Source organism: Rickettsia sp. MEAM1 (Bemisia tabaci), from assembly GCF_002285905.1.
In the GTDB taxonomy this organism is placed as follows: domain Bacteria; phylum Pseudomonadota; class Alphaproteobacteria; order Rickettsiales; family Rickettsiaceae; genus Rickettsia.
The window spans coordinates 52,663-71,901 of sequence record NZ_CP016305.1 but is presented as its reverse complement, the minus strand read 5'-3'; the positions used below and the strand labels follow the sequence as shown (position 1 = coordinate 71,901).

The window sequence follows — 19,239 nt, the reverse complement described above, 5'->3', positions numbered from 1 at the left end:
TCTTCGTATAAGCCAAATCTTGAAGTATTAAAGGTATATTTCCATAATCTTAGAGCATTCCAAAATCCACAGTTGATTGTGCTTCAATTAATATATACACAAATCCCTTGCCATCTTCTTTCGTTTCAATTCCATAAACTATATCACTGTATTTTTTACTTAGAGACTCTTCAATATAGCTTTCTTGTTCTACAGTTATTTTTGATAAATCTATCAGTTTTTTAAAATCCTTAGGTAAATAATATTCTAAAAATTCTTGTGCCGCTATTTTATCGGTCATTATTATTTTTACTCAGGAATCATGTTTTAATTTTTTGACCACAAAATCTAGTAGTTTTTTGCGGCGTATTTTATCCTAATTTGTATATGATGTCTATATTTATTTAAACTTAAAGTTTAATATTAATAATATAAAAATAAACTTTTATTTACATAAGGCTTTAGTAAAACTTAGGCGATGATAAGGGGATAAGCCATATTCTTTTATAGCCTGAGCATGCTCTTTTGTGCCGTAGCCTGAATTTTTATGCCATAAATATTGCGGGAATTCTTCACTTAATTTTAGCATTAATCGGTCTCTAGTAACTTTTGCTATAATAGAAGCTGCGGCAATCGATAGTGATAAATTATCACCGTCTATAATGCTGATAAATCTTTTATCGCTGAATTGCATGTTACCATCAACTAAAATTATTTCCAGCTTAGTACTAAGGTGTTCTGCAGCAAGAAGACAAGCTTTTTTCGTTGCTTCTAATATATTAATTTTATCTATCTCAGTATGTAAGATAATACCGGTTGCCCAAATGTAATTAGCAGTTATCTGTTCATATAATAATTCTCTCTTCTTTTTAGAAAGTTTTTTAGAATCATTAATGCCAGCTATAATATTGTTTTGATCCACTATTACAGCGGCAGCTACTACTGGTCCAGCTAGCGGTCCTCTGCCAGCTTCATCTATGCCAGCTAGAATAAAGTTTGGGTATTTTTTTTCAAAATGTAATATATCTATTTCCATAATTGTATTTTTTATATTTCTAATATATGATAAATCAGTTTATGAGTTACAAATAAAGTGCAAAATTATTTTGAATTACTAGGGTTAGAGCAAATTTATAATATTGATTTGAAGATATTAGAAAAGCAATATTTTGCTATGCAGATAAAATATCATCCTGATAAAGCCAAAAATTTGCAAGAAAAAGAGCAAAATCTTATTATAGCATCAAACCTAAATAAAGCTTATTCTACCCTTAAAGATAGTTTAAAGCGTGCTGAATATATGCTGCTTTTGTATGGCGTAAACTTAAATGATGAGAAAGTACGCAGTAAGCTTTCTGCTCTTGAGTTAAGTATATTCTGGGATGAAATGGAGCTTATAGAAAATACTAGCTCATATAAAAGTTTAGAAGAAATAAAAAGTAAATATGAATTAATGGAGAAAGCAGAAGTAAATTTTTTAGCTGAGTCTTTCAAAAAGCAAGATTTATCAGATGCGACTATCAAAACTAGTAAACTTAAATATATTCATACATTGCTGAGTAAGCTTCAGGAAAAAATGAAATTATGCAAATAATAGAAATTAGAGAACCAGGGCAAGCAGAATCTAAACAAGAAGCTAAAATAGCTGTGGGTATAGATTTTGGCACTACTAACTCGCTAATAGCTATTTCAGCTGGTAGAAAAGTTAAAATTATACAAACTGAAGATAATAAAGAATTAATCCCAACTACTATAGAATTTATAAATAGCAATATTATAGTAGGTAGTAATAAAGGTTTACGTTCAATTAAAAGGTTATTCGGCAAAACATTAAATGAAATTCTAAATACTCCTGCTCTTTTTTTTTTAGTTAAAGATTATATAGATCTACAAAGTAAAGAAGTTAAATTAAAATTTGCCAATAAACAAATGCGGATTGCTGAAATTGCAGCAGAAGTTTTTATATATTTAAAACAACAGGCAGAAAAAGAGCTTACAACCGAAGTAACCCAAGCTGTTGTTACTGTTCCAGCTCATTTTAATGATGCGGCGAGAGGGCAGGTGATGCGTGCAGCAAGGCTTGCAGGCTTAGAGGTTCTAAGGCTAATTGCAGAGCCTACTGCGGCTGCCTATGCTTATGGATTGAATAAAAATCATACAGGTTGTTATCTTGTATATGATTTAGGTGGTGGTACTTTTGACGTATCAATTCTAAATATTACAGAGGGAGTTTTTCAGGTTATAGCAACAAATGGTGATAATATGCTTGGCGGCGATGATATAGATAAAATCATTGCTGATTATTTTTGTAATAAATTTAACTTACCTGATAACACTGATACTCTAGAGTTTGCTAAAAAGGCAAAAGAAGCATTATCGAACCAAGATAATTTTGAGTTCAATAATATATCGCTTGATAAACAAACATTTGAACAGTTAATTACCCCTATAATAGGTCGTACAATCAATATAGCCAAAGAATGTTTGGAAATAGCAGGAAATCCAAACATAGAAGGCATTATTTTAGTAGGTGGTGTAACTCGTATTCCGTTAATCAAGGATGAATTATATAAAGCTTTTAAAGTAAATATTCTTTCAGATATTGATCCTAATAAAGCTATTGTATACGGGGCTGCACTGCAAGCAGAAAATCTAACAACACCGAACATCGATTCATTATTGATTGATGTAGTACCTTTATCTTTAGGTATGGAATTGTATGGCGGCATCGTTGAAAAAATTATCATGCGAAATACCCCAATTCCTATTTCTGTGATAAAAGAGTTCACAACTTATGCTGATAATCAAACTGGCATACAATTTCATATACTACAAGGTGAACGTGAAATGGTAGCAGACTGCCGTACTTTGGCTAGGTTTGAGCTAAATGGACTTCCTCCCATGAAAGCAGGAAGTATTAGAGCAGAAGTTACTTTTTCTATTGATGCTGATGGTATATTATCTGTTTCTGCTTACGAAAAAATAAGTAATACCTCGCATATCATAGAAGTGAAGCCGGATTATGGGATTGATGCAGGCAAAGTTGATAAGGTTTTAGAAAATGCTTATAAAAATGCTAAACTGGATCATGCTGCAAGATTATTACAAGAAACAGTTATTGAAGCTGAATCTTTGATTTTTAATATAGAACATGCTATTAAAGAATTAGTAGATTTGCTATCAGAAAACGAAAAGCATATAATCAGTAGTTTATTAAATAACATAAAGCATGCAATAGATGCACGAGATCGTGCTTTAATTAATAATGCTGTTAAAGATTTTAAATCTAAAACAAAAAAATCTTTAAATACAAAGATTAATATAGTAATTAGTGATTTGTTGAAAGGTAAAAATATCAATCAAATTAAATAACTTACTTCTAAAGGTAATTTGTACGTCAATCCGTTACTCGCATGCTTACATACGTTTATGTATGCTGCGTTCCGTGTTTCCTGCAAATTCCTATTTATAAGATAAGTTATATGAAAAATCTGAGGAAGAAAGAGGATAATGTCAAAAACAATAAAAGTTACATTTGTTATAAATAATGGGGAAGAGAAAATAATAGAAGCACCGCTAGGGCTTTCTATTTTAGAAGTTGCTCATAGTAATAGCATAGATCTTGAGGGTGCTTGTGAAGGTTCTCTTGCCTGTGCTACTTGTCATGTTATTTTAGAGGAAGAATTTTACAACAAATTAGAAAAACCTAAGGAAGAAGAAGAAGATATGCTTGACTTAGCCTTTGGTCTTACAGATACTTCTAGATTAGGGTGTCAGATTATTTTAACTGAAAAATTAGACGGTATAAAAGTACGTCTCCCTTCTGCTACTCGTAACATAAAATGATGGATTAAAAAAGTGATACGTAAAATACTTATTTTTGTTTTCTTAGCCTTTACTATAGTATGGTTTGCTGCTGCTTATACTTTGAAAAACAATGTAATAAATTTAATTAAAAATTCTGAATCGGATAATCTTAAAATATCCTATAATACAGTTAAATTTTCAGGATATCCGTTTCACTGGAAAATTACTATAACAGATCCAAAAGTAAAATTAATAGATCATGTAAATTCTAAAGAGCTTTCAAGTGAAAATATTGTTTTAAATATTAAGTTTAGTACTAAAAAAGCTACTTTAAATTTTGGACCGTTTATTAAAGAAGTAGATAATTACGGCGATAAAACCTTCATCTATGATATGCGTAGTAAAGAGGATATAAAAGGAATAGGGAAATTTAATAAACCTTTATATAAAATATCGAAAGATGATGATCTAAAAGAAGTAATAAAATCGATTCAGCTTAATAATAAATCATTATTAATATTCAAAGATGATGAAGAGATTTTTAAAATTAATAATTTAGCTTTCTTTATTTCTAAGAAAAATCTAGCAGATAGCGAAGATATTTCATTGATTTTAAATATGAATTATGATTCTGAAAAGAATATAGCTAATTTTAAAAATGCTACTTTAGATATTGCTGCTTTATTAAAATTTACCCCAGATGGTGAAAATTCTGCTATTTTACAAAATTTTAATATAGAAAAATTTGTTTTTAGTTGTGATCATAACTCTAAAATCAATCTAAATGGTGCTTTACAATTTTTTGCTAACAAATTACCACAAGGTAAGTTATCATTTGAGCTTGAAAACTATCACTCTATTATTGATAAGTTATTACCTAATAACATTATGTTTTCTAAAAAGTTTATTAAAACAGTTATAGCTAAAGCAGTTAATAAAGCTTCCGATGAAGCAGCTTTCATTGCTAATCAAAAAGAATCAGCTGGCTCAAATACTGATTATAATAATATAGAAAAAGCTAAGTTTGATGTTGAATTTTCTGAAAAAGGAATAAATATCGGCTCTATTAATTTACTTGAGTTAAAACTTGGTGATAGTAAAGAAGAACAGCAGCCTGAAAATCATGCGAATTAATTATATGAATAACCTTAAATTAGTATTATATAGCTTTGTTTTTAGTATAATTCTTACATGTAGTGATATTTATGCTGATCAAAAGCAAAAAGTTTTTAAGATTGGTACTGGCTCTATTTTGCAAGGTTATTATTCTATAGGTCTTGATTTATGCAAAACAATTATAGGAGATGAAAAAAATAACGAAAATATAGTATGCGAAGTTGTTGCAACAAATGGTAGTATTGAAAATTTAAAATTATTGCAACAAGGTAAAATCGATTTAGCTTTAGTGCAAGCAAATATTGCAGTAGAAGCATATGATGGAATAGGTTATTATAGCGATAAAGGAAAAATGCAAAATCTACGTCAGCTACTGAATTTGCATGATGAATTTTTTACAGTTATTGTAAAAGATGAGGATAAGATAAAGTTTTTTGCTGATATTGATGGAAAGAGAATAACTAGTGGTCCAGAATATTCCAGCAGCAATATTACTTATGATGCAATGTGTTCTCTATATAAATTTGCTAAAGAACCAATAAATACTGATATTAATTACGAAGATTCTATCGATAAATTCTGCCAAAAAGAAATAGATGCTATAATCATGATGGTTGGGCATCCAAACCCTTTAGTGAATTTAATTGCTAATAGATGTGAAATTGATTTTGTTTCAATTGAAAACGCTAAAATAGCAGAGTTAATACAACAAAATAGAGCTTTTCGCAAAGCGGAGCTTCATAAAGGCTTATATCCATGTATTACAGATGATCAAACAACTGTAAAAGTATCAGCAATTTTAGTAACTAGAAATGATGTAGATTCTAATATGTTAGATAAATTTATTGGTGCTTTTCATAGAAATGTTGCAAGTTTTAAATTTTCTAATTATTTATTGAACAATATTAACATTAACTATTTTGCCGATACTCAAAACTTTGTTTTACCAAAACATGACTCGGTAAGAAATAGAGAATAACTATTTATTAGAGTATTATATAGAAATACTATGTTTAAAAATATACTTATACCTATAGACTTAGCAGATAAAAAGTCTGTGAAAGCTCTTCTTTCTAAAGCTTTAATGTTTGCAACAGCTTCTCAAGCAAAGCTACATTTTATATATGTGATTTCTGATTTTGGGATGAAAATGGTCGAAGATTATTTACCTAAAAACTGGATTGCAGAAAAGAAAGCAAAATATCAAACTCAAGTAAAAGAGCTTATAAAACAATATGTACCGGATGAAATTGAAGCCGATTATTACATAGGTAGCGGTGCTGTTTATGATGAAATAATTAAGCGTTCCAATGATATCAAAGCTGATTTAATAATAATCTCAGCAGTTAGACCGCAGCTAAGAGATTATATGCTTGGTCCTAATGCCTCTAAAATCGTCCGTCATTCTAGTATATCAGTCTTAGTAGTAAGAGACGAGTAATTAAATCTCGTCTATTAACTCTTCATTTACCGAAAATATACTTTCTGTTTGCAAATAAGTAGCTAATTAGAAAATATAGTTGACATTTAGAAAAGTTAGCTAAAATCCTTTGCAAGGATAGCAGTAATGCTATCCTAGGGTATAGAAGCCCTTGATCACAGATGGTTAGCATCATCCATTTAAAAATGCTCCTCAACTTTGTCATGGTTGGGGAGATAGTAGCTATGTACAAGGTTTTAAACCTAAAGGCTGTTATAACTGTTCTGTGACGGTTCTTCTAACTCCCCAGCCACCAACGTTATGCTCTTTGGTGGTTAATTTGAGTAATTTAAACTTTGTACACAGAACCATTAACTGGTATGGTGCGGCATATTTTATTTGGAATAAAATAACTTCATCTAAGGTGAAGCCTGCTTATTACCTTAGATGTTCATTATTATCTAAAGCTTTTTTGGAAAAGAAGTACATATACCGCAAATACTTCAAAAGTTGGTAAGTCAAATAAGCGGTGAGTCTGCACAAGCGTAGATAAACTACGTGAGCAAAGACGAATCCCGAAATTTTGCTTATACGAAGATCAACTTCAAAAAGAGTAATCGGTTCATAAGACGAGGAGCGGCAGCAGTTACTTAATACGCGGCTACCTGCGTACTTATAGAACATTGTCACCAATTTTTGAAGTTCTATCTTAGTATTTACCAAATCTTGAAGTATTAAAGGTATACATTAATAAAACTAATTATTTTCTCATCTTAAACAATTCATATTACAAATCTTCATAGAACCTAGGAATATAATCCTTAAATATTGGATTTATTCGGAATATAATTATGATAAGCTGAAATATCGTTGCTTATTTGCAACTCACTATTAGGGGCGAACTATTATGGATATTTAGTTCAGAAAATGATATAATAAAAATATTAAATAGAATAATAAAAGAGATATGTACAAAGTTAATCCTAGAGTAGATTTAGCATTTAAAAAAATCTTCGGAGTGGAAGAGAATAAGGATTTATTGATATCACTTATTAATTCAATAGTTAGTGAAAAAGATCAAATTGTAGAAGTAACGCTGCTTAATCCGTATAATCCGAAAAATTTTGCAGCAGATAAATTATCTATTCTCGATGTAAAGGCTAAAAGTGAAACCGGTAAAATGTTCAATATCGAAATACAGGTGACCGATGAAGCTGACTATGATAAAAGAGCCTTATATTATTGGTCTAAATTATATGCAGAACAGCTAAAAGCCGGTGATGACTATTCAAAATTAAATAAAACAATAGGTATTCATATACTAAATTTTACTAGTATTCCGAATACTGCAAACTATCATAGTGCCTTTGAGCTAAGAGATAGAGTAACCAGCTTAGTATATTTTGAAGATATAGAGTTACATACAATAGAATTAAATAAATTTACTAATGCTAAAGAAGAGCTAACAGATATAGTAAAAAAGGTTAAAGATTCTCTTGATATATGGCTAGCTTTTTTAACTCGCCATGATTTATTAAACAAAGATAAGCTGCCAAAAAAACTAGATAATAAAGTTTTAAAGAAAGCCTTGACCGTACTTGAGGTTATGAATTTTAACGAAGAAGAGCGAAACACTTATGAAGACCGCTTAAAATGGCTTATGATCGAAGCTAATACGCTTAAAAAAGCTAAAAAAGAAAGTAAAGCCGAAGGTAAGGCTGAAAAAAGTATAGAAATGGCAAAGAAAATGCTTATAAAAAGAAAACCCGTGGGTGAGATTATGGAATTTACTGATTTAACAAAAGAACAAGTAGAAAAGCTAAAAGCAGAAATAGCAGAGTCTAATAAATAAATTGTATTTGGGATTATGAAATTTAAATGCTGGAAAGGCTAAAAGTAGAAATTTAGAAAGGATTATTTAACCCAAGTTTTCCATATGTTTCTGAATTATCTATGGCTTTTATTCCTTGTTTGATTAGGCGTAATATGTAATACATTCCTGCCCCGAAAACAATCATATATACTACTATAAAAGCCATCAAAGAAATAAATACATATTTGCCTAGCACCGGTGATGCCATATCGGCAGTTCTTAAAATATTATAGACAATATAAGGCTGTCTGCCTACTTCAGTGACAAACCAGCCGGCTAAAACTGCAATAAAGCCTGATGGTGACATTAACATATACCAATATTGAAACCATTTAGCATTATATAATCTTTTCTTTAAATAAAGATATAATCCGGCGATGCCAGTAAATACCATTAAAAAACCAATCCCGACCATGACACGAAAGCTATAAAATACTGTAGCAACCGGTGGACGTTCGTCTCTTGACCATTCTTTTAGTCCTTTTATTTCACCATCTAAGCTATGAGTTAAGATTAAGCTACTAGCATATGGTATTTGCACAGCATATTTTGTTTTTTCCTCTTCTTTATCAGGAAAGCCAATAATATTTAAAGCTGCCCCTTTTTCTGTGTCCCAAATTCCTTCCATAGCCGAAACTTTAACAGGCTGATATTTAAGAGTATTTAAGCCATGCTGATCACCAATAAATACTTGAACAGGAGCAACAAATAGTGCCATTAATACTGCCATAAAAAGCATAATTTTAGCATGTTCTTTATAGAGGTTATTTAGTAAATAAAAACTTCCTACACCGCCAATAACAAACGAAGTGGTTAGATAAGCTGCCGTAAGCATGTGAAGAAAACGATATGGGAAAGAAGGATTGAAGATAATCTCAAGCCAATTTAAAGGATAAAAAAGCCCATCATCCCTAATTTCAAAGCTGGTAGGGGTGTGCATCCAGCTAATAGCTGAAAGTATCCAAAAAGCTGAGATAACAGTACCGATAGCAACTATAAAAGTAGAAATAAAATGTACTTTTTTGCTGACTTTATTAAAGCCAAATAACATGATGCCGAGAAAGGAGGATTCTAAAAAGAAAGCAGTGAAAACTTCAAAGCCGAGTAATGGACCAAGTACGTTGCCCACCTTATCAGAAAAATTTGACCAATTAGTACCAAATTGATACGACATTACGACGCCAGAAACTACGCCTATACCGAAAGTAACTGCAAAAATCTTTACCCAAAATTTATATATTTCCTGATAAACAGTTTTTCCTGTTTTTAACCATAAGCCTTCAATAACTGCCAAAAAGCTTGCAAGACCTATAGTAAATGCGGGAAATATGATATGAAAGCTTATGGTAAAAGCAAACTGAATTCTTGATAATAATACTTGATCAAATTCCATATATTACAAAACCATAAATAATAAATTTCTGTATTTGATTTAATTAGCCGCCGTTGCTATTATCAAATTCTATCTGATTAGTTTTAATAAATTTTCCTTTTTCGGAGTTCCAATTATAATGAACATTTACTATTCTTACTTCTGTAACATTAACATCACCGTTTGGCAATTGCGTAACATCATATCCTTTACGGATAGAATCAGTAATTAATAGACTTGCTTGGCAAATATATTTTACATCGAAGAATGGAGAATTATCATCTTTCATGTCTTCTTGTTCTTCTAAAAAATTATTAGATAATTCTTTTTCTTGCATTTCTAATGATTTTGAGTTTATTTTCTGATTTTTGTAACACTATTTAAAGCAAGAAGCAAGAGTTTTCAATATATTTAATAGTTTTAGGTATATTTTTACAAAAAAATTAAGTTAAATACACTGCTTTTTTAAAATATGAGGTAACATTATAGTGGTAAAATATCCTACTTTATCCAAATCGACGCTTAGTTTAGGTATTTATTTTTTAAAATTCGATAAAGTTAAAATTCTTTTATTAACTGCTAGTTGTATTATATTTGGTATGATTCCGGCAGTTGATAGTATATTACTGCAAAAGATTATCGATTTAATTGAGTCATTCAGTGACGATAATGCACATAATCTTTTATCTTCAATGATTTATTGGGCAGTATTTTATGCTCTTTGGTGGGAGGGAATTAATATCGCTTACCGCTCATACGATTATTTATATTTAAAAACTATGCTGGTTATTAAAGGAAAGATATTAAATGAGCTTTATAATTATACCCAGTATCACAGCCATAAATTCTTTCAAGACAATTTAGCAGGGCATATTAGCAATAGAATTACTGAGACTGCTAGATCATTTGAAATGATAATTTCGATATTTGGCGAGAAAATTCTCCGTAAGCTTGCAATTATTGCTTTTGCATTAGTGGCTCTATATTCGGTACATTATATTTTTGCCACCATATTTATTATCTGGATTACAGTTTTCTTAGGGCTTAGCGTTTTATTTTCAGGTAACATTAATAGATATTCGCTAAATTATGCACGAAGCCAATCGCTTGTCGCTGGTAGTATTGTTGATGCAATTAGTAATATTAATGCGGTTAGAATGTTCACTTCTCATAAATTTGAGCGTCAACATTTGGAAACAAGGGTAGAAAATGCCGTAGCTGATGAACAAACCATGCAGTTTTTTATGTTCAAACTTCGTTATGCTCTTGGTACTTCTTGCTCGATAATGATTTTTGTCATGATTTACTACCTCTCAACACTTCGTAGTGAACTCGCTATAACCATAGGTGATTGTGTGCTGGTATTAACATTATGCATAAATGTGTCGGATAATATTTGGGACTTAACGCAAGAAATTGGTGATATGTTTGAACAGGTGGGGGCGTTTAACCAAGGTCTATCGCTAATGGGGCCACATATTATAACCGATATAGAAAACGCCTCTCCTTTAGATATAAAAGACGGCATTATTGAATTTAGAAATGTTACCTTTAATTATCATCACAATAGTAATTTATTCCGTAATAAATCAGTATTAATTCCTAGTAAGCAGAAAGTAGGATTAGTTGGTTTTTCTGGATCAGGTAAAACAACTTTCATTAGCTTAATTACCAGATTACACGACATCGAAGATGGTATGATTTTAATTGATGGTCAAAATATCAAAAATGTAACGCAAGATTCTTTAAGAAAAGCTATTAGCCTTATCCCACAAGAACCGATACTTTTCCATCGTACTATTTTAGAAAATATTAGATATGGTCGTAAAGAAGCATCATTTGAGGAGGTAGTTGAAGCAGCAAAAGCCGCTCATATACATGAGGTGATTAGTAAGTTACCAGAAGGGTACGATACTATGTGTGGCGAGCGTGGTAATAACCTCTCAGGTGGTCAGCGTCAGAGAGTTATTATAGCAAGGGCTATCTTAAAAAACGCACCTATCCTAATTCTTGATGAAGCAACAAGTAGTCTAGATAGCGAAACAGAAAGCTTAATTCAAGAATCAATGGAATATTTAATGCAAAATAAAACTGTGATAGTTATTGCTCATAGATTATCGACTTTGCTTAATATGGATAGAATTTTAGTTTTTGATAAAGGTAGTATCACTGAAGACGGTAGCCACTCAGAGCTGTTAAAAAATAGTAAGCTTTATCAAAAATTATGGAATTCACAAGTGAAAGGCTTAATAACCTAGATTTATGGGTAATGAATAGACCTCTTGCATAACCTATCTTATAAAGAGGAATTTGAAGGAGACACTTCACCTCGTACCGCAGCGTACAAAGAAGTACGTGAGGATCCGAGTACCGGATCGACGTACAAATTACCTTTAGAAGGAGGTTATGCAAGAGGTCTAATTTTTTTTGGTATTAAGCGTACTAAATCGTCATGAACTCGGCGAATAAAATGAGCATGGCAATCTTATGAAACAGTATGATACTCCTAAGATTGCCACGCTCACTCGTAAAGCATTGTTGCTTGGATCATTTTCCCCTGTTATCCCGTGATTTATGAACTAGAGCCAGCTAAAAAATACTAATAAAATTAGTATTTTTTATTATTTTCTGGATGCCGCAGGTATAAGCAACTAGATGACTACCTTAGGGCGTTTTCCGATCTACGCAGGCAATGCCCACTCGCAATGGCGTATTTGGTATTTACGTAACAAAATTACTAAAACCCGCTTAAGCTATTAGGACCAATAACAGCAGATGTAGCGTTAGTACTAAATATTCTAGCTGCTGTTTGTATTATATTCTCGGCTTTTATATTCATGATAATTTCCATAATCTCTTCAGGTGAGATATATTTACCGAAAACAGCATAATTTTTGCCTATTTCTTCCGATTTATAAGCTACTTTTTCTTGAGCCATTTGTAAATTACTGCGGATTTGTGTTCTAGCTCTTTCGATCTCTTCTTGTTTTACTTGCTTTGCCATTCTCTTTATTTCGTTCTTCAGCTCTGCGGCTAATAGCTCTAATTTATCATGTGCCGTACTTGCATAAATAGTAAATACTCCGCTATCAAAATATGGGCTATTATAACTACCTACTGCATATGCAAGCCCTAATTTTTCACGAATATGCTGGAATAATCTTGAAGACATCCCACCGCCAAATATTATAGCAAGTAGCTGAGTTTGATAAAGCCTTTCTAAATTAATGTAAGATGTTCCTTCAAAACCTAATATTAAAGTAGTTTGCTCTAAATCTTTATTTATAAAGCTATGACCGCCTATATATTTTGCAGGTGAAAAATTACTTTTCTCTCCTCGTGTTAAAGAAGAAAATAAACGCTCTGCTTCTTTTACTATTTCTTCATGGTCAACATTACCTGCAATCGATAAATAAAAATTCTCAGCATTATAGTGCTTACCTGTAAAGTTTAAGAAATGATCTCTATTAAAAGTCTCAAGCGTTTTACTTGTTCCAAGTATCGGTTTACCAAGTGGCTGATCTTTAAAAACACTATTATAAAATTTTTCATATACTAAATCATCAGGATTATCTTGAGCATGTGCTATTTCTTGCAAAATTACCTGATACTCCTTTGCTATTTCTTCTTCAGCAAAAGCAGAATTTTGTACTATATCAGCAATTATTGCTAGTGCTTTATTACAATTTTCAGATAATACTCTTGAATAATATACTGTCTTTTCATGACCAGTATAAGCATTAAAATGCCCGCCTATGGAATCAAATTCTTCAGCTATTTGTTTTGCTGTTCTGGTTTTAGTGCCTTTAAAGGCCATATGTTCAAGAAAATGAGATATCCCTTCTTCTTCAGGATTTTCATAACGGCTACCAACTTTGGCTATCAAATTTATTGCTACCGAATTAACATAAGGCATATTATATGTTAAAATCGTTAAACCATTCTTTAATTTACTAACGTTAAAATTTTCTTTCATAAGTTATTTATTACTTTTCTAAATTGTCATACAATATTGTCATCCTGTGGCCCCGCCACGGGATCTTGTATAACAAACTGTTTCTTGAGATCCCGCGATCGAGTCGCAGGATGACATAGAAGTGATGACTCCCTTAATTTCGCAAGCCGCAAAAATCTTGCAAAAGCAAAAATCATTGAATCTACAAAACCATTAAAGCCGAATACAAAATATCTTCTAATAAAAAATGCTTTGAAAAACCACCATATCATTTCGGTTGCTATTCGAATATTCGATGGTTTTTTACCCTGCTTAATTAAATCTTTTGCTTGCTCACTGGAATAAAAATTTGCTTTAGCTACTAGCTGTTCAATCGAAGTACCTGAATAGTGATAAGCAGCTTCATTTAATGTATAGATTTTATTTGCAAAATCAACATCCTTATTAAATACTACCGAATCATGAGTGGTGCTATTTATAGTATTTGCAAAACTAGCAAATTTTTTATTATACAATCTAGTGCATTTATTATAAGGAGCAAAAATTCTAGGGCGTATATCATTACGATGCATTATTAAAAGCTTTATTTGATAAGCCAAATAACGATCTTGATTTTGAGAGGCAAAAATATATTCTATTTCGTCTTGCAGCTCTTTAGAAAGTTCTTCATCAGCATCAATATTAAGAATCCAATCATTTTTACATAGATCTTCAGCAAAAGATTTCTGCCCTACATAACCAAGCCATGGCTTGACTATTACCTTAGCTCCTAAGCTTTCAGCGATTGCTACAGTCTCATCGGTACTTTCGCTATCTACAACTATCACCTCATCAGCAATATTTTTTACGCTATTTATAGCCCGTTCTATCCTTGCAGCTTCATTTTTAGTAATGATAAAAGCTGAGATTTTGTTCATAATACTTACACCGTCATTGCGAGGAAATTATGTCAGTAATTGACGAAGCAAGGAAGTATAAATAATCTCTTCATATAAATCTATCCATTCTTGATTTATTTCTTCAATAAATTCCAACTTTCTTTTTCTTGAACTGCCTTTATACTTGTTTAATTTGAAAAATTGGCTATGTCGTCCTATAAGTACTGTGGCGCTCACGTATTAAGTATACGCTCCGCTCCTCGTCTTATGGACTCCTTGCTCTTTTCCAAATTAAACTTCGTCTATCCAACTCTTCATTTATTAGTAGTATATTTGCTTTTCTCTTGTGATTGCTGATATCATAGTGTCATGTAACTCATAAAACACCAGCATTTTACAATCATACTTTTTAGAGAATCCTTTTAAAAGTTCATTTTTATGCTCATATATACGTTTAGTAAGATTAGAAGTTACTCCAACATACAGAGTACCATTTCTTTTGTTAGTAATAATGTATACTACTGGTTATTTCATAATAATGTCATTGTAAGCAAAAAGGAGTGTAGAGATAGAAAAATACTAATAAAAAAATGCTAAAAATTAGCATTTTTTAACTGGATTGCGTACGTACAATTACTTCGTAATTTCCTCGCAATGACGAACATATTTAAACCAGCTCGTGCTATTTTTTTAGCATCTTTTTGTGCTTGTTTAGTGTAACGAATTATATACATTTATAAAAAATTACCAATCTAGTTTATGGCTACACTTTTCTATTGGTTCTTTTCGTCCTTCAATTATAGACTTATGCATATTTGGAATAGATAGTAAATATAAAGTTTCTTCCATATTACGATAATCTTCTTCTGAAATTAATACTACCTTGCTTTTCTTACCTTTAATATAAATAGGTTTATGTACTTCGGAAACATAATTCATAAGCTCATAAAGTTTATTTTTTGCTTCACTTGTATTAAATACTTCCATTATGTTTTCCTAGTAAAAATCTAATTAGCTTTAATAGCATCACTACTCAAAATAAATTTCTTTATCTTCTCAAAAGCGGTGTTTTCTATTTGTCTAATACGTTCTTTAGAAATATTATATTCACTACTTAAAACATCGAGGGTTTTAGGGGTATCTTGCAATTTACGCTCCGTTAAAATACGTAATTCTCTGGCGTTTAAAACTTTCATAGCACTAGATAATAAAGCTCTCTTATGAGTCATATCTTCTTTACTAATGGCTATAGCTTCAGGGCTTGGGCGTGTTTCAGGCAGTAATTCTATCAACTCACCTGAACTTGCATCATCATTATTTATAGTATTATTTAACGATAAATCAGAACTGGAAAGCCTGATATTCATATCAGAAACTTCACTAACTGAAACGCCTAATTCATCAGCGATTTGGACAAAATCATCGCTTGTAATAGCTCTTGAATATAAATTAGTGATTTTATTTTTAATTTTACTAAGGCTGAAAAATAATTTTTTCTGTGCAGCAGTCGTACCCATCTTTACTAATGACCAAGATTTTAATATATATTCTTGAATAGCAGCTTTAATCCACCACATAGCATAAGTTGACAAGCGAAAACCAAGCTCAGGATTGAATTTTTTCACTGCTTGCATTAAACCTATATTACCTTCCGATACTAATTCGGTAACAGGAAGACCATAAGTTCTATAACCAGTTGCAATTTTTGCAACTAACTTAAGATGGCTAGTTACTAGCTTATGTGCCGCTTGCAGATCATTCTGTTCTAAGTAAGATTTAGCCAGCAAAAACTCTTCTTCTTGCGTTAGTGAAGGAATTTTGTTAATTTTCTGTAAGTAGCTATAAAAGCCTGATTCACTAGAGATTGCTAATGCATTAATATTACTAGTCATTACTAACCTTACCAATTAATTTTCTTTATAATATCATATATATGTTCTAAAATAAACTATTTCTAGAGTATTTTTAAATAAAATCAAATAATGTCTAAAAAATCTAATAAAAGTTTAGCGTTTTCCTTGCTAGGACTAATAGTTAGCATGGTGCTACTTAGCTTTGCTGCCGTACCGCTTTATAACTTATTTTGTAAAGTTACGGGATATGGTGGCACGATTAGCAGAGAAACGACAAATATATATTCTAAAGTCAAAGGAACTAGACCTATAATTATTGAGTTTGATGCTAATGTCGATAAAAATTTACCTTGGCGTTTTATTCCAAGGCAGCAGCGAGTTCAGATTGTTCCAGGACAAAATACTCTAGTTTTTTATGAAACGGAAAATTTAAGTAATAACGATATTATAGGAACTTCAATTTATAACGTTACTCCTAATAAAGCAGGTAAGTATTTTGTAAAGATTCATTGTTTTTGTTTCGAAGAACAATTATTAAAAGCCAGTGAGAAAGTTTTAATGCCAGTCATGTTTTATATAGATAAGGATTTCGAAAACGATCCTGAAATGAGAGATGTAAAAGTACTTACCTTATCTTATAGTTTTTTCAAAGTACGAGATGTGAAAAAATAAGGAATTATCAAAACATAAGATTTTAATTAATTGATTAATTCTATTAAAAACAGTAAAATCTAAGAAAACAATTATTTTTATGATAGTACAGAAAAGTTATATTGATAATAATGTTAGACTTGCAATTCCTATAAAAGTTAGGAAAAAGTTAAAACTCAAAACAGGTGATGAGGTAACAATAAAATATAATGATTCAGAATTAATAGTATCAACTTTTCATTCAAATATAGAAAAAGCCCGAAATATATTAGATAAGTATAAAAATATTGATCTAAATAAAGAATTAAAGCTTATGAGAAAGTATGATTCTGATGTCATTCCCGCGGAGGCGGGAATCCAGAAAAACAATAAATACTAATAATATTAGTATTTTTTAGCTGGACCCCGTAGGTACAAGCCACGGGGTGACAGAGGAAAATGATCCATGCAGGCAATGCTTATTCAGAAATGACATCAAAGTTTAAAGATTATATTCAATAATCCATTTACGTAATTTAACTATTGGCAAAGTATTTATAAGAGCTGTAGATGGCAATGCTTTACCATTAGTATTAAAGTTAATTACTGGATCTATACCATATATGCTATACCAAGCTTTTAACGGCGAACTATTTGAATTCTTACGATGAAACCAACTTAAAAAGGGCATGGTCTCTTCATATTCTATTACTTTAACCGATTGTGGGTTTTGGTGATATATAAGGCTAAGCACTGACTGGTCTGAGTGATGCCATTTATATTCGTCATAATTAGGATGAATATTATAATCTTTACCTGAAAGGATTCTAATATCCTCACAACTTTTTAGCCATTTTTCAATAAAAGAGCGGGCAAGTTTAGTATTCCGTACTACAATAACAGCACTCCAAATATGATCATCATTTCTACATTCTTCATTAAGGCAATTCATCAAGGCAAAGCTTTCGCCTTTTACAAAACTGCCGTTTTTACGATCACGATCATGTACCAGTAATACATCATTATTGCCTAACAGATTAGTCAGATTGCTAATATGTTGTTTGATAATAAAAGCTGAATCTAAATATACTATAATAGCTCCCTCCGGAGCATTTTTCATTGTTTCAAGTATAATATAGGGCTTCCATAACCATAGACCCGCTCCTGCTTTTTCATTAAAAATTTCTTGATGTTTTTCAATAAATGTTTGATCAATATGTTTTTTCTTATAATTAAGTATAAAATCTATACCTTTATTGATCGCATAATGACTTGTCGCATTCTGATTACGATAAATATGTTCTGCACCATCAGCATAAGAAACTAGATAAATAGGTTCTTTAATTGAGTTTTGAACTGATAAATCTACTTTCTGCATCGATAAATCATTTATAAAACCTTGGCGGGCATATTCTAAAATAACCAGCACCAAATAAATAAATATTAATGCAGTAACTATTTTGCATAAAGTTTTAAGAGGTTTTTTATATTGCAACGACATATTATTAGCTTTTAATTTGATTATAAATTTAATCTCGTATTATTTTCAGGTAACCTAAATTAGCATATTCTATAATTTTTTGATCGAATGTTAGTAAATGTGAATTACTAGTTCTGCTAGACGATATAATAAATCTATCAGCTGGATCTTTATGGTCATAATGAGGCAAAAGGCAACTTTGCATTAAAATCGAGACTGAGAGATCAATTAAATGCAAACCTGGCATAGATAATAATTTATTTATCCACTCATCTAGGCTAACTGAAAGTGCAATCTTACCTTTATTTTCAAGCATTGTTATTTCCCAAATAGATATAGCAGAGATATACAGGATATTTTCTTCTCTTGCTTTATCTATTAACTTTATTTGAGATTCAGATAACTTTATTCCTTCCACATACCAAATTAAAATATGAGTATCTAAAATTAGGCTTTCAAAGTTATTTATGCTAGTCATTATTTACTTCCCAATCAGATTCAAAAGAACAATTTACTATATCATCATTTATTTTAACTGTTCCTTTTAAAAAACCAAAATAACTTTTTTTATTATCTTTATTACTGTCTTGTAAAGGCACTACCTTAGCTATTGGTAATTTTCTTTTTGTTATAATGAAAGAGTCATGTTTATTTTTTACTTGGTCAACTAAGTTTAAAAAGTGTTTTTTAAACTCACTAGCAGATATTTGGACATTATTATTTTTCATATAGATATATAATCATATTAAATGTAACCATGGTAATATATTATAGTCATAATATCAACTATTTATTTACTATAGAAGAAATAACATTAAAATTTAAATTTTTCATAAATAATTGGTTGTAATTTATCGTAAATCTAGTATAATTTGC

22 protein-coding genes and 1 pseudogene are annotated in these 19,239 nt (G+C 30.8%); 11 read left to right on the top strand and 12 right to left on the bottom strand.

Translation table 11 applies throughout. The features are described from left to right. Positions 1–49: 49 nt before the first annotated feature. Together BA173_RS00370 and BA173_RS00365 are read right to left on the bottom strand one after the other, a co-directional pair. Positions 50–280: an Rpn family recombination-promoting nuclease/putative transposase gene (locus tag BA173_RS00370; protein WP_016947633.1), complete on the bottom strand. Its 231-nt coding sequence runs from the start codon at positions 278–280 to the stop codon at positions 50–52. Between the two features lie 144 nt (positions 281–424). Further along, positions 425–1,015 carry a ribonuclease HII gene (locus BA173_RS00365; RefSeq protein ID WP_016947632.1) on the bottom strand — a complete coding sequence of 197 codons (591 nt, stop codon included), beginning with the start codon at positions 1,013–1,015 and terminating at the stop codon, positions 425–427. Between the two features lie 57 nt (positions 1,016–1,072). Between BA173_RS00365 and hscB the strand changes: the two genes are divergently transcribed. The 7 genes from hscB (at position 1,073) to BA173_RS00325 (ending at position 8,174) form a co-directional block, all read left to right on the top strand. Continuing rightward, positions 1,073–1,573 carry a Fe-S protein assembly co-chaperone HscB gene (gene hscB / locus BA173_RS00360; protein WP_012151757.1) on the top strand — a complete coding sequence of 167 codons (501 nt, stop codon included), beginning with the start codon at positions 1,073–1,075 and terminating at the stop codon, positions 1,571–1,573. Beyond that, the gene (gene hscA / locus BA173_RS00355; protein ID WP_016947631.1) at positions 1,564–3,351 is read left to right on the top strand and encodes a Fe-S protein assembly chaperone HscA; all 1,788 of its coding nucleotides are present in this window, start codon (positions 1,564–1,566) and stop codon (positions 3,349–3,351) included. Before hscB ends, hscA begins: the two co-directional genes overlap by 10 nt. A gap of 138 nt (positions 3,352–3,489) precedes the next feature. Continuing rightward, positions 3,490–3,825: a ferredoxin family 2Fe-2S iron-sulfur cluster binding protein gene (locus BA173_RS00345; protein WP_011477186.1), complete on the top strand. Its 336-nt coding sequence runs from the start codon at positions 3,490–3,492 to the stop codon at positions 3,823–3,825. A 12-nt stretch (positions 3,826–3,837) separates the two neighbouring features. Then, a complete protein-coding gene (locus BA173_RS00340) occupies positions 3,838–4,920 on the top strand; it encodes a hypothetical protein (protein ID WP_068041157.1) in 1,083 nt (360 codons plus the stop codon). A gap of 4 nt (positions 4,921–4,924) precedes the next feature. Further along, a complete protein-coding gene (locus BA173_RS00335; RefSeq protein ID WP_068041174.1) occupies positions 4,925–5,881 on the top strand; it encodes a TAXI family TRAP transporter solute-binding subunit in 957 nt (318 codons plus the stop codon). Positions 5,882–5,911: 30 nt separating this feature from the next. Further along, positions 5,912–6,343 (top strand): universal stress protein, encoded by a 432-nt coding sequence (locus BA173_RS00330; RefSeq protein WP_016948239.1) that lies wholly within the window; start codon positions 5,912–5,914, stop codon positions 6,341–6,343. A 946-nt stretch (positions 6,344–7,289) separates the two neighbouring features. Next, entirely contained in the window at positions 7,290–8,174 is an 885-nt protein-coding gene (locus BA173_RS00325; protein WP_016948240.1) for an Rpn family recombination-promoting nuclease/putative transposase, read from the top strand. Positions 8,175–8,226: 52 nt separating this feature from the next. Here BA173_RS00325 and BA173_RS00320 read toward each other — a convergent pair whose 3' ends face one another. Together BA173_RS00320 and BA173_RS00315 are read right to left on the bottom strand one after the other, a co-directional pair. Beyond that, positions 8,227–9,588, bottom strand: a complete 1,362-nt coding sequence (locus BA173_RS00320; protein WP_016948241.1) for a cytochrome ubiquinol oxidase subunit I — start codon at positions 9,586–9,588, stop codon at positions 8,227–8,229. A 43-nt stretch (positions 9,589–9,631) separates the two neighbouring features. Further along, entirely contained in the window at positions 9,632–9,904 is a 273-nt protein-coding gene (locus tag BA173_RS00315; protein WP_016948242.1) for a DUF2671 domain-containing protein, read from the bottom strand. 151 nt (positions 9,905–10,055) lie between these two features. Here BA173_RS00315 and BA173_RS00310 point away from each other — a divergent pair, with 151 nt between their 5' ends. Next, complete coding sequence (locus tag BA173_RS00310; RefSeq protein WP_068041154.1) at positions 10,056–11,825, top strand: ABC transporter ATP-binding protein; 1,770 nt, start codon at positions 10,056–10,058, stop codon at positions 11,823–11,825. A gap of 15 nt (positions 11,826–11,840) precedes the next feature. Then, positions 11,841–11,981, top strand: a pseudogene (locus BA173_RS00305) (palindromic element RPE1 domain-containing protein); the annotation flags it as partial. Between the two features lie 323 nt (positions 11,982–12,304). Here the strand turns inward: BA173_RS00305 and BA173_RS00300 are convergent. The 5 genes from BA173_RS00300 to rpoH form a co-directional block, all read right to left on the bottom strand. Beyond that, positions 12,305–13,543 carry a M16 family metallopeptidase gene (locus BA173_RS00300; protein WP_068041145.1) on the bottom strand — a complete coding sequence of 413 codons (1,239 nt, stop codon included), beginning with the start codon at positions 13,541–13,543 and terminating at the stop codon, positions 12,305–12,307. A 26-nt stretch (positions 13,544–13,569) separates the two neighbouring features. Next, positions 13,570–14,439, bottom strand: a complete 870-nt coding sequence (locus BA173_RS00295; protein WP_016948245.1) for a glycosyltransferase family 2 protein — start codon at positions 14,437–14,439, stop codon at positions 13,570–13,572. 282 nt (positions 14,440–14,721) lie between these two features. Continuing rightward, entirely contained in the window at positions 14,722–14,886 is a 165-nt protein-coding gene (locus tag BA173_RS00285) for a GIY-YIG nuclease family protein (protein ID WP_232506002.1), read from the bottom strand. A 258-nt stretch (positions 14,887–15,144) separates the two neighbouring features. Then, complete coding sequence (locus BA173_RS00280) at positions 15,145–15,387, bottom strand: type II toxin-antitoxin system Phd/YefM family antitoxin (RefSeq protein WP_068041142.1); 243 nt, start codon at positions 15,385–15,387, stop codon at positions 15,145–15,147. 20 nt (positions 15,388–15,407) lie between these two features. Then, positions 15,408–16,292, bottom strand: coding sequence for an RNA polymerase sigma factor RpoH (gene rpoH, locus BA173_RS00275; protein ID WP_068041140.1), 885 nt, complete (start codon positions 16,290–16,292; stop codon positions 15,408–15,410). A 90-nt stretch (positions 16,293–16,382) separates the two neighbouring features. On the opposite strand from rpoH, the gene BA173_RS00270 reads away from it, so the two are divergent. Together BA173_RS00270 and BA173_RS00265 are read left to right on the top strand one after the other, a co-directional pair. Next, positions 16,383–16,925 carry a cytochrome c oxidase assembly protein gene (locus BA173_RS00270; protein WP_016948246.1) on the top strand — a complete coding sequence of 181 codons (543 nt, stop codon included), beginning with the start codon at positions 16,383–16,385 and terminating at the stop codon, positions 16,923–16,925. 79 nt (positions 16,926–17,004) lie between these two features. Further along, positions 17,005–17,283, top strand: a complete 279-nt coding sequence (locus BA173_RS00265) for an AbrB/MazE/SpoVT family DNA-binding domain-containing protein (protein WP_016948247.1) — start codon at positions 17,005–17,007, stop codon at positions 17,281–17,283. 102 nt (positions 17,284–17,385) lie between these two features. On the opposite strand, the gene BA173_RS00260 is transcribed toward BA173_RS00265, so the two are convergent. Genes BA173_RS00260 through BA173_RS00250 form a run of 3 tightly spaced genes read right to left on the bottom strand, consistent with a single transcriptional unit; the run spans position 17,386 to position 19,091 of the window. Continuing rightward, positions 17,386–18,384: a hypothetical protein gene (locus tag BA173_RS00260; protein WP_016948248.1), complete on the bottom strand. Its 999-nt coding sequence runs from the start codon at positions 18,382–18,384 to the stop codon at positions 17,386–17,388. A gap of 28 nt (positions 18,385–18,412) precedes the next feature. Then, positions 18,413–18,841 carry a type II toxin-antitoxin system VapC family toxin gene (locus BA173_RS00255; RefSeq protein WP_068041138.1) on the bottom strand — a complete coding sequence of 143 codons (429 nt, stop codon included), beginning with the start codon at positions 18,839–18,841 and terminating at the stop codon, positions 18,413–18,415. Further along, positions 18,834–19,091, bottom strand: a complete 258-nt coding sequence (locus BA173_RS00250; RefSeq protein WP_068041131.1) for a type II toxin-antitoxin system Phd/YefM family antitoxin — start codon at positions 19,089–19,091, stop codon at positions 18,834–18,836. Before BA173_RS00250 ends, BA173_RS00255 begins: the two co-directional genes overlap by 8 nt. Positions 19,092–19,239 lie beyond the last annotated feature (148 nt).